The organism is Streptomyces sp. NPDC024632, from assembly GCF_055559175.1.
The window spans coordinates 77,568-85,995 of record NZ_JBVHLD010000003.1 but is presented as its reverse complement, the minus strand read 5'-3'; the positions used below and the strand labels follow the sequence as shown (position 1 = coordinate 85,995).

At 69.9% G+C, this 8,428-nt stretch carries 16 protein-coding genes; 14 read left to right on the top strand and 2 right to left on the bottom strand.

Annotated elements, in window-relative coordinates; translation table 11 throughout:
• The first annotated feature begins 228 nt into the window (after positions 1-228).
• The 14 genes from ACZ37P_RS07610 to ACZ37P_RS07545 all read left to right on the top strand — a co-directional run bounded on the left by ACZ37P_RS07610 (position 229) and on the right by ACZ37P_RS07545 (position 7,772).
• A complete protein-coding gene (locus ACZ37P_RS07610; RefSeq protein ID WP_467345461.1) occupies positions 229-1,083 on the top strand; it encodes a 3'-5' exonuclease in 855 nt (284 codons plus the stop codon).
• The gene (locus tag ACZ37P_RS07605) at positions 1,080-1,949 is read left to right on the top strand and encodes a PD-(D/E)XK nuclease-like domain-containing protein (protein WP_467345460.1); all 870 of its coding nucleotides are present in this window, start codon (positions 1,080-1,082) and stop codon (positions 1,947-1,949) included. The genes ACZ37P_RS07610 and ACZ37P_RS07605 overlap by 4 nt, the downstream gene beginning before the upstream one ends.
• 13 nt (positions 1,950-1,962) lie before the next feature.
• Positions 1,963-2,958: an ATP-binding protein gene (locus ACZ37P_RS07600; RefSeq protein WP_467345458.1), complete on the top strand. Its 996-nt coding sequence runs from the start codon at positions 1,963-1,965 to the stop codon at positions 2,956-2,958.
• A 62-nt stretch (positions 2,959-3,020) separates the two neighbouring features.
• Positions 3,021-3,488: a hypothetical protein gene (locus ACZ37P_RS07595; protein WP_467345457.1), complete on the top strand. Its 468-nt coding sequence runs from the start codon at positions 3,021-3,023 to the stop codon at positions 3,486-3,488.
• A complete protein-coding gene (locus ACZ37P_RS07590) occupies positions 3,485-3,751 on the top strand; it encodes a hypothetical protein (protein WP_467345455.1) in 267 nt (88 codons plus the stop codon). Before ACZ37P_RS07595 ends, ACZ37P_RS07590 begins: the two co-directional genes overlap by 4 nt.
• On the top strand, positions 3,748-4,173 hold the full coding sequence (locus ACZ37P_RS07585) for an ASCH domain-containing protein (protein WP_467345453.1): 426 nt from the start codon (positions 3,748-3,750) through the stop codon (positions 4,171-4,173). Before ACZ37P_RS07590 ends, ACZ37P_RS07585 begins: the two co-directional genes overlap by 4 nt.
• Positions 4,170-4,565 (top strand): hypothetical protein, encoded by a 396-nt coding sequence (locus ACZ37P_RS07580; protein WP_467345452.1) that lies wholly within the window; start codon positions 4,170-4,172, stop codon positions 4,563-4,565. Before ACZ37P_RS07585 ends, ACZ37P_RS07580 begins: the two co-directional genes overlap by 4 nt.
• Positions 4,566-4,638: 73 nt before the next feature.
• Positions 4,639-5,334, top strand: a complete 696-nt coding sequence (locus ACZ37P_RS07575; RefSeq protein ID WP_467345450.1) for a hypothetical protein — start codon at positions 4,639-4,641, stop codon at positions 5,332-5,334.
• Positions 5,331-5,675 (top strand): hypothetical protein, encoded by a 345-nt coding sequence (locus ACZ37P_RS07570; RefSeq protein ID WP_467345449.1) that lies wholly within the window; start codon positions 5,331-5,333, stop codon positions 5,673-5,675. The genes ACZ37P_RS07575 and ACZ37P_RS07570 overlap by 4 nt, the downstream gene beginning before the upstream one ends.
• Positions 5,672-5,941 carry a hypothetical protein gene (locus ACZ37P_RS07565; protein ID WP_467345447.1) on the top strand — a complete coding sequence of 90 codons (270 nt, stop codon included), beginning with the start codon at positions 5,672-5,674 and terminating at the stop codon, positions 5,939-5,941. The genes ACZ37P_RS07570 and ACZ37P_RS07565 overlap by 4 nt, the downstream gene beginning before the upstream one ends.
• A gap of 23 nt (positions 5,942-5,964) precedes the next feature.
• Positions 5,965-6,417, top strand: coding sequence for an SLOG family protein (locus tag ACZ37P_RS07560; RefSeq protein ID WP_467345445.1), 453 nt, complete (start codon positions 5,965-5,967; stop codon positions 6,415-6,417).
• 112 nt (positions 6,418-6,529) lie between these two features.
• On the top strand, positions 6,530-6,856 hold the full coding sequence (locus ACZ37P_RS07555; protein ID WP_467345443.1) for a hypothetical protein: 327 nt from the start codon (positions 6,530-6,532) through the stop codon (positions 6,854-6,856).
• Positions 6,853-7,584, top strand: a complete 732-nt coding sequence (locus ACZ37P_RS07550) for a hypothetical protein (RefSeq protein ID WP_467345442.1) — start codon at positions 6,853-6,855, stop codon at positions 7,582-7,584. The genes ACZ37P_RS07555 and ACZ37P_RS07550 overlap by 4 nt, the downstream gene beginning before the upstream one ends.
• Positions 7,581-7,772, top strand: coding sequence for a hypothetical protein (locus ACZ37P_RS07545; protein ID WP_355345229.1), 192 nt, complete (start codon positions 7,581-7,583; stop codon positions 7,770-7,772). The genes ACZ37P_RS07550 and ACZ37P_RS07545 overlap by 4 nt, the downstream gene beginning before the upstream one ends.
• 87 nt (positions 7,773-7,859) lie before the next feature.
• Here ACZ37P_RS07545 and ACZ37P_RS07540 read toward each other — a convergent pair whose 3' ends face one another.
• Together ACZ37P_RS07540 and ACZ37P_RS07535 are read right to left on the bottom strand one after the other, a co-directional pair.
• Complete coding sequence (locus ACZ37P_RS07540) at positions 7,860-8,102, bottom strand: GIY-YIG nuclease family protein (RefSeq protein WP_467345440.1); 243 nt, start codon at positions 8,100-8,102, stop codon at positions 7,860-7,862.
• Positions 8,103-8,117: 15 nt separating this feature from the next.
• Complete coding sequence (locus tag ACZ37P_RS07535; RefSeq protein ID WP_355345223.1) at positions 8,118-8,378, bottom strand: hypothetical protein; 261 nt, start codon at positions 8,376-8,378, stop codon at positions 8,118-8,120.
• Between the last annotated feature and the right edge of the window lie 50 nt (positions 8,379-8,428).

The window sequence follows — 8,428 nt, the reverse complement described above, 5'->3', positions numbered from 1 at the left end:
ACACCCCCCCCCCCCCTCGCTGGGAAGCTGGGGTCCTTCCCCCCCTCCCCCCCCCCCCCCCCCCCTCCCCTCCTTCCCCCCCTCTCCCCCCCCCCCCCCCCCCCAGGACCACCACCCCAGACCGGTCGTGCTGGAGCCTCCCCCCGCTCGCACGACCGCCCGGTGCCGCCACCCGCGACCTCCCCAAGACCGGGCGGCGGCACCGGAACCACACAGAAAGCAGGACACATGACCACCACCGCACCCCTGGCCTTCGTCGACACGGAGACCACACACCTGTCCGCCGAGATCGGCGAGATCTGGGAACTCGCCGTCATCCTCCGCGACAACAGTGGAGAGAACGAGCACGTCTGGCAGTTCGCGCCCCGCACCCTCGACGCCGACATCCACGGCGAGGCCCTGCGCGTCGGCCGCTTCCACGAGCGGTTCGCCGTACCCGACGGCTGCACGGCGGCGTACATCACGGGCGGCGCCATCGACCCGATGACCCGCGCCGACGCCATCACCGAGGTCACAGAGATCCTCCGCGGTGCCGTCCTCGTCGGCTCCAATGCCGCGTTCGACGACCGGCACCTTCGCAAGCTCCTCGACCTCCGCGGCGAGCAGCAGCCCTGGCACTACCGGCCGATCTGCGTCGCCACCCTCGCCGCAGGGTTCCTGCACGGGCAGGCCGAACGGATGACGAAGCGCGACTGCGACGCCTCCTGGTACGCCAAGGTCGCCGACAGGCTGGGCTGGCCGTGGAAGTCGTACAACGCCTCCGAAGCGACCGGCGTTCCGCGTCCCGCCGGCGATGTTGCCCATACCGCCCTCGGTGACGCCAGGTGGGCCCGCGACCTGTACGACCGCATCACCGTCCCCGACGCGTTCTACACCGCCACCGACGACCAGTTGGCCCAGATGGCCGGTGAAGCCCTCAGCCGTGCCAACGGCGGCCAACTGGCCAACGGTGAATGGGTGTTCTGCTCCCAGCGGGATTGCCTCAACGGCGAGCGTGCCGCCAAGACGGCCGAACGCGGCTGGACGGTCGGACCCCTGGGCACCTGGCACTGCCACGCGCACCCCACCGGTGGTGCGAAGTGACCGCCACCCTCGACGCGCCCGAGGCCGCGGTGCACCCGGCATGGGACGGCTTCGGCCTCTACCCAGACCTGCCCGCCGACGACTACCACGGCGACTTCGTCCCCGGCGGCAGCCTCTCCTCAACCGGTGCCCGGAAACTCCTCGCACCCGGCTGCCCCGCCAAATTCCGGCACGAACAAGACCACGGCCAGAAGACGAAGAAGATCTTCGACCTCGGCACCGCCGCCCACAAAGTCGTCCTCGGAGACGGCCCCGAACTCGTCGTCTTCGACCGGCCCCGCTGGGACACCGACGCGATCAAAGCCGAGATCGCCGAAGCCCGCGCCAACGGCGCCATCCCGCTCAAGCCATGGGAGCACGCCCAGATCATGGCCATGGCCGACGCCCTACGCGCCCACCCCGAAGCCGGACCGCTCCTCGCACCCGACACCGGCATGCCCGAACAGTCCCTGTTCTGGACCGACCCCGGCACCGGCATCAGCTGCCGGGCGCGCATCGACTGGCTCCGCGACGACGGCGAAGCCGACGACTACAAGTCCGCCCGCAGCGCCGACCCCGAGCAGTTGTCCAAAGACTTCTGGACCCACGGCTACCCGCAGCAGGAGGACTGGTACCGCACCGGCCTGCGAGTCCTCGGGCTCGGCGACGACGACACCCCGTTCCGGTTCGTCGTCCAGGAGAAAGAACCGCCCTACGTCGTAACTGTCGCCCAACTCGACCCCGAAGCGCGGCGTATCGGCCGACTCCTCAACGAGACATCCCGGCATCTCTACGCCCGCTGCATGGAGACCGGCCACTGGCCCGGCTACAGCGAAACAACCGAGCTGATCTCGCTACCCCCGTACATCGAACGCCTCTTCAACTAGGAGCTGCACCACCATGCCCAACCCCATCCAGCGCGCGGGCCAGCAGATGGCCCAACGCCCCCACGCCCAAGCCGACGACGAGTTCGACGGCACCTTCACCTTCCGGCCCGCGTCCAAGGACAAGGCGAAAGCCCGTGTTGCCATCCAGGGCGTGTCCGGCTCCGGCAAGACCTGGACGGGCCTGTCCACTGCGGCCGGTCTCGCCCAGGGCGAGCGCTTCGCGGTCATCGACACCGAGCGAGGTGCCGCCTCCCTGTACGTCGGCATCAACGGCATCCAGTTCGACGTCCTCCAGATGTCCCGCTACGACCCCCGCAACCTGACCAAGGCCCTCGCCGCAGCCGCGCAGGCCGGATACGGCGTCGTGTTCGTCGACTCCCTGTCGCACTTCTGGAAGGGCACGGACGGGACGCTCGAACAGGTCGAGAAGGCCAAGTCCAAGTACGGCGGCAACAGCTTCGCGGGGTGGAAGGACGGCACCCCGATGCAGAACGCCATGATCGAGGCCCTGCTGACCTACCCCGGGCACGTCGTCGTCACGATGCGTTCGCACACCGAGTGGGTGCTCCAGGAGAACGACCGGGGCCGCAAAGAGCCGGTTGCCATGGGGATGCGCGCTGAGCAGCGCAAGGGCGTCGAGTATGAGTTCGGTGTCGTCGCCGCCATGGACATCAGCAACACCCTGACCGTCCTCAAGTCCCGCTGCCCGGCCCTCCACAGGAAGGTGATGGTCGAGCCTGACGGGGCTCGCGATGTGGCCAAGCCGCTCCTGGACTGGCTCAACGACGGTGGCCGGGCGGTCGACCCGGCCGACTACATCGACAAGGCCAAATCCGAGGACGCCACGTATCAGGGGCTGCTGGCCCTGCACGGCGAGGTCGAGTCGCACGGCTTGCTGGCGAGCCCGTTCCTGCACCCGGACACGGGCAAGCCCACGAATCTCGGCGACTACATCCGCGAGCGCGGCACCGCCCTCAAAGCCGCCACCACGACCCAGTCCCCGCAGTAGCCCCAGCGCGCGACCGCCCCGGGGCTTAGCCGGGGCGGTCTCCCAAGAGGAGACCACACATCATGACCACTGCCTACAAGCTGGCGACCGTCGAGGACGAGTCCGGTACGTCGCATGCGGCTGAGCTGCTGTGGACGCCGACCCCGGACGATGCGGTGAAGTCCGGGTTCGTCAACGCCCACGGCCTGCTGATCGTCGGTGTCGGCGACGAGGACGAGCCGCCTGCGGAGTTCGTGGCGATCGGCCACGGCCACACCTGGACCGCGATCTGGCTGGCCGCGGCCGCGTACATGCGTCACGTCTACGACGTCCCCGACCTGTACACCGACCCCGACACCGGGGAGACCGCCGCCCCCCCGGCATCCCTCCCGCAGCCCGAGGCCCGGCACGCCGTGTTCCTCCGCCACCCCAACCCGACCCAGCCGTGCGGTTGTGAATGGGACGGCACCTGGCGGCTGGTCTACGTCGAGGCCACCGAGCCTGGGGCCGTTGCGGTCACCGTCATGCGCAACCCGGCGGTGACGGCATGAGGAACCTCCTGCGCCACGCCGTGGCGACCCTGACGCACTCCGGCCCCGGCCTGCCCCAGCCCGCACGGCCCGCACGCGGTGACGCCGTTGATACGTGGCTGAAGGACCAGCGGGACAAGCACGAAGACCGCTACGGCCGCGTCCCCGCCTGGTACCAGATCGACGACGTCCTCGACCAGTACCGCCTCCACGCCGACACCGGCACGCCGCTCGGCCAGCACGCCTGCACCGGGCCGCACTGCGACTGCGAGGAGGCGGCGTGAAGACGCTCACCATCCGGCAGCCGTGGGCTGACGCGATCGTCCACGTGGACCACCCCAAGTGGGGCCGCAAGCGCATCGAGAACCGCACCTGGGCCGCCCCCGAGGCGCACATTGGGACCCGCATCCTCATCCACGCCGCGAAGACGGGCGACCGCCGCGCCCTCGACGCCGGAGTCATGCCCGGCCCCGACGTGCGGGGCGCGATCATCGGCACCGCCCTCCTCGCTAGCTGCCACCTCGACAGCGTCGCCTGCAAACTCCGCGGCTGCGGACCGTGGGCCAACCCCGAGGTCTACCACTGGGCCCTCGCCGACGTCGTAGCCCTGCCCGCGCCCGTCCCCGCGAAGGGCGCGCTGGGCCTCTGGACGCCCGACGCCACCACCCTCGATGCCGTCATGCGGCAGATCGAGGTGACGGCATGACCGCCCCGCTCACGGAGACCACGTACCTGGTCTGGTACTGCCGCCAGTGCAGCAAGGCGTGCAAGGCCCAGCCTCAGATCTTCGAGCCGGACTGCACCTGCAAGACCCCTGTCATGCCGCTGCACCCCACCCGTGTCACGCAGATGCACGAGCGGCCGCGCAAGCCGGTGCACGCACTCAGTGACGACGAAGCCGCACTCCGCGGTCTCATCCACGCCCGGAAACGCCTCCGCATCACCTACGAAGCCGACATCGCCGAAGCCTGGACAGCCACCGGCATGGACGGCAGCAAGAGCATCCAGCTCTTCGTCACCACCCCCGACGGGCGTCGCCACGCCGTCGACACCAGCCTGCCCGGCGTGCACATCGAAGCCGCCGAGCCCACAACCTGACCCGCCCGGCCGCCCGCGCCCGTAACGCGGGCGGCCACCCACCCAGCACCCTTACCCGCCCGAGGGAGACGCCATGACCACGCCGGTCACCCTGCACGAACTGATCCTCACTCAATCCCGCATCGCCCGCGAGCAGTACGGCAACCGAGTCGACGTCCTGGACAAGGTGCGGACCATCCCGTTCCTGCCCGACGACCTGCACGTCACCACCGAGGGCGTCGCAGCCTTCTTCGATGTCGGCATCAAGGCGATCGAGTCCCTGGCCCTCGACAACCGCGAGGAACTCGACCGCAACGGATACCAGGTGATCTCCGGTTCGGAACTGACCTCCTTCAAGGAGGTCAGTGGGATCCGCTCCCGGGCTCGGTCGTTGGCCCTCTTCAACCGCCGGACCCTCCTGAACGTCGCCATGCTCCTCCGCGACTCCGAGGTGGCACGCGAGGTCCGCCGCTACCTCCTCGACAGCGAGGCGGCCGTGCGCGCCATCGAGGCCGACGCCCTCTCTCGCCGCGCGGTCGGCGACCCCCTCACGCGCCGCAAGCTGCGCTCCGCGGGCGTCATGAAGCAGAGCGGCGGCCCCAAAGCCCAGTACGCGAGGCGCATGTTCTGGTTCACCGGCACCGCCTGGGAGATCCACCCGCACGCCCTGCCCGAGCTCATCCGTCTCGCCGTCGAGACCGACGAGCAGCTCCGGGCCTTCCAGGGCATCCAGATCCGCCTGGAGCTCGAAGGCGTTGGCCGCGCTGCGCTCGAAGGCGGTGCGCTGTGACCGCCACCCCGACCCCGTTGCCCGGCATGCCGGAGCCGCCCACCCCGCCCGCCGTCCAGCGCGCGGCGGACTACGAGACGTGGCTGGGTGCCGTCCGCCCCGCGTTCGAAGCCGCTGCCGCAACCGGACGCCCGTTCACGACGTACGAGATCGCCCACGCCGCGAACCTCCCCGAACCCCCCGATGCCGCGCACCAATGGGGCAGGTTGATGAACCTCCTCGCCGCTGAGGGCTGGATCCGCACCCACGGGTGGGCCGCCTCCGACCGGCCCACCACCCGCCACTCCGGCGTCCGCACCTGGCGGGGGACACGCGCAGCCATGCAGGGGAGAGCCGCATGAGCGCCGACTTCAAGCCCCGTCCCGGAGTCCACAAGCCCGCCGCATTCATCTGCTCCGCCGACCCGGACGAGTCCGTCGTCACCTTCACCGAGAACCCCCCCGCGCAAATCGCCGCCGTACTCCTCGAAGAGGTCGGCGACTGGAACCACGCCATCCAGGGCCTGAAGCGCACCAGCGTCTCGCCTGCCGTGACCGTCGCCCTCGAACGACTCCACGAAGCCGTCTGCGGCTGGACCGACTGGACCTCCCAGGGCGGTGGGGCGTGAACGGCTACCTCGCTGGTGTGCTCGTGACCGGCAGTCGCACATGGTCGGACGTGACGGCCATCGAGGCCGCGCTCCTGGACGCGTGGCATGAGGCCCGGCAGGACGGGTGGCCCGGCATCGAGGTCATCCACGGAGCCGCCTCCGGAGCCGACCAGATCGCCGGGAACTGGGCCAAGCGAAACCAGCCCCACGGCGTCGGCCACCAGCCGATGCCCGCCCAGTGGTCAACGTGCACACCCGCCTGCCCGACCGGCCACCGCCGGACAGCTCACGACGTCACGTACTGCCCCACCGCCGGGCACCGCCGCAACACCGCCATGGTCGCGCTCCAGCCCGAACTCGTCCTCGCGTTCATCGACCACTGCACCAGCCCCCGATGCCGGAAGGCCCAGCCCCACGACTCCCATGGCGTCACCAACTGCATCCAGGCCGCCCGCAAGGCCGGGCTCACCGTCCGGGAGGTGAGGGAAGCGTGAACGCCCCCACCCAGCTCGCGTTGACGGGTACGGCGTGCGAACTGGCCGCGCTGCTGTGCCTCCTCGGCGCGACCGTCACCGCCGGTCTCGACCACAGGAACAGGAAGCGGACGTGAAACCCGACAACTGGACGCTCCTGTCCTGGGCCGTCACCTTCGGTGCGCACGGCCTCGACATCGCCGTCATCGGCTCCATGACCCTCGCCGCCATCCTCGGCGGCACCTGGTGGAACGACCGCCGAACACGGCTCAGGCACGACGCCACCCGGCGCGCACACAACGCCGCACCCAGGCCCGCACCCGCCTGGGCCCACCCCCACCTCGCAGACAACGGCGACTGGGAACAGCTCCACGCCGCCGTCCACCAGCACGGGAAACGCGGGGACGACGACCAGACCCGGCAGCAATGCGAAGCCATCTGGCAGGAGGAAAACCGGTGACCACCGCTACGCCGACCCGCCGCTACCTCAACCGTAAGCAGCGCGAACTCAACACCCACCGCGGCATCCCCAACCGCGTCAACGCCACCCAGGCCCGCCAGCACCTCACCCTGCTCCGCCAGACCATGGGCTGGACCGACATCGCCGCCGCAACCGGATGCAGCGCCTGCCACCTCCGGGCGATCCTCTCCGGAGCCACTCTCACCATCAACCGCGTCACCCACGACAAAATCCTCAACACACCCCCTGCGGTCACCCCCTCCGGCGGCCTCTACATCGACGCCACCGGCACCCGCCGCCGCATCCAGGCGCTCATGGCCCGCGGCCACTCCCAGCAAGCCATCGCCGACGCCGCCACCACGACCCAGCACCGCATCAGCGTCATCTCCCTCGGCGCCCCACGCGTCCGCCAGACCGTTGCCGACCGCATCGCCAACGCCTACCGGCAACTCGCCGACCGCGACGGCACGTCCAAGCGAGCACTCTTCCTCGCCGCCAAATACCAGTGGCACGACACCGAATTCTGGGACGACGTCGACCGCATCGACGACCCCGATTTCGACCCCGGCGCGAAGCAGCTGCGCATCGACCAGGTCGGCGAGGACGCCACCTGGCTCAAGCAGGCGGGGCTCAGCGTCGACCAGATCGCCCACCGGCTCGGGATCTCCCGCGACTACGTCGAAAAGGGCCTCCGCCACGCTGCCCAGTCCGCGCGGGCCGCCGCATGAACAAGGACATCCAGACGCTCCTGCGCCGGGTTCGCCGCCAGGGCTTCCAAGTCCGCATGGGCGGCGCAGGCCACTACCGCATCACCCGCGACGGCCGGACCATCACCATCCCCGCCACACCCACACGCAGCCACCGCTCCATCGCCAACGCGCGCGCCGCACTCCGGCGCATCGGAGCACAGCTCTAACGACAACGAAGCCCCGCGGAAAACCGCGGGGCCAAGACGACGAAAGGAGGAGGGAATATGGCGCCAGTCGTCGCCGATGGCCTGCGGTCAAGCGTGCATGCGGTTATGCATGGGCCGCTCGGCTCGGATCGCACGCACCTCAGCCCACCCCGCCTCCTGCCGATTATCGAACCAAACGAGTTCCCTGCGTGCGACCTGCTTCCACCATGCCTTCATGCGGTGGGCATCGAAGCGCACGTTCGGCATGTTCGTAATGCCCACATAGAGCAGGCGGCCCTCGGCGTCGAAGAGCCGGTAGAGGGCCGTGGGAGCGGTGTGGATGTTGACCACGTCAGATGTCCTCGATCAGGCCGAGGGCTCAACCCCCGGCTTCGGTTTGCGGCTGGTGACGGTCGGCTCGCGGAGGCGTCCGACGTTGTTGGCTCGCGCGATACGACGGATGGTCTCGTAGCTGTAACCAGTGGCCTCAGCGACCTTGGCCGGCCGCAGGCCGCCTTGCAGGGCCTCGACTACGGCGGTCTCGAACGACACGGCTGCGGCCTCTTCAGCGGCCCGCTTGGCCTGAGCTGCCTGCTTAAGGCGGGTCACGGCTTCCTCCTCGGTCATGGGCGCATGGTCCCACATCGGTGTGGCCACAAGAAGTTGCACGACAGTAG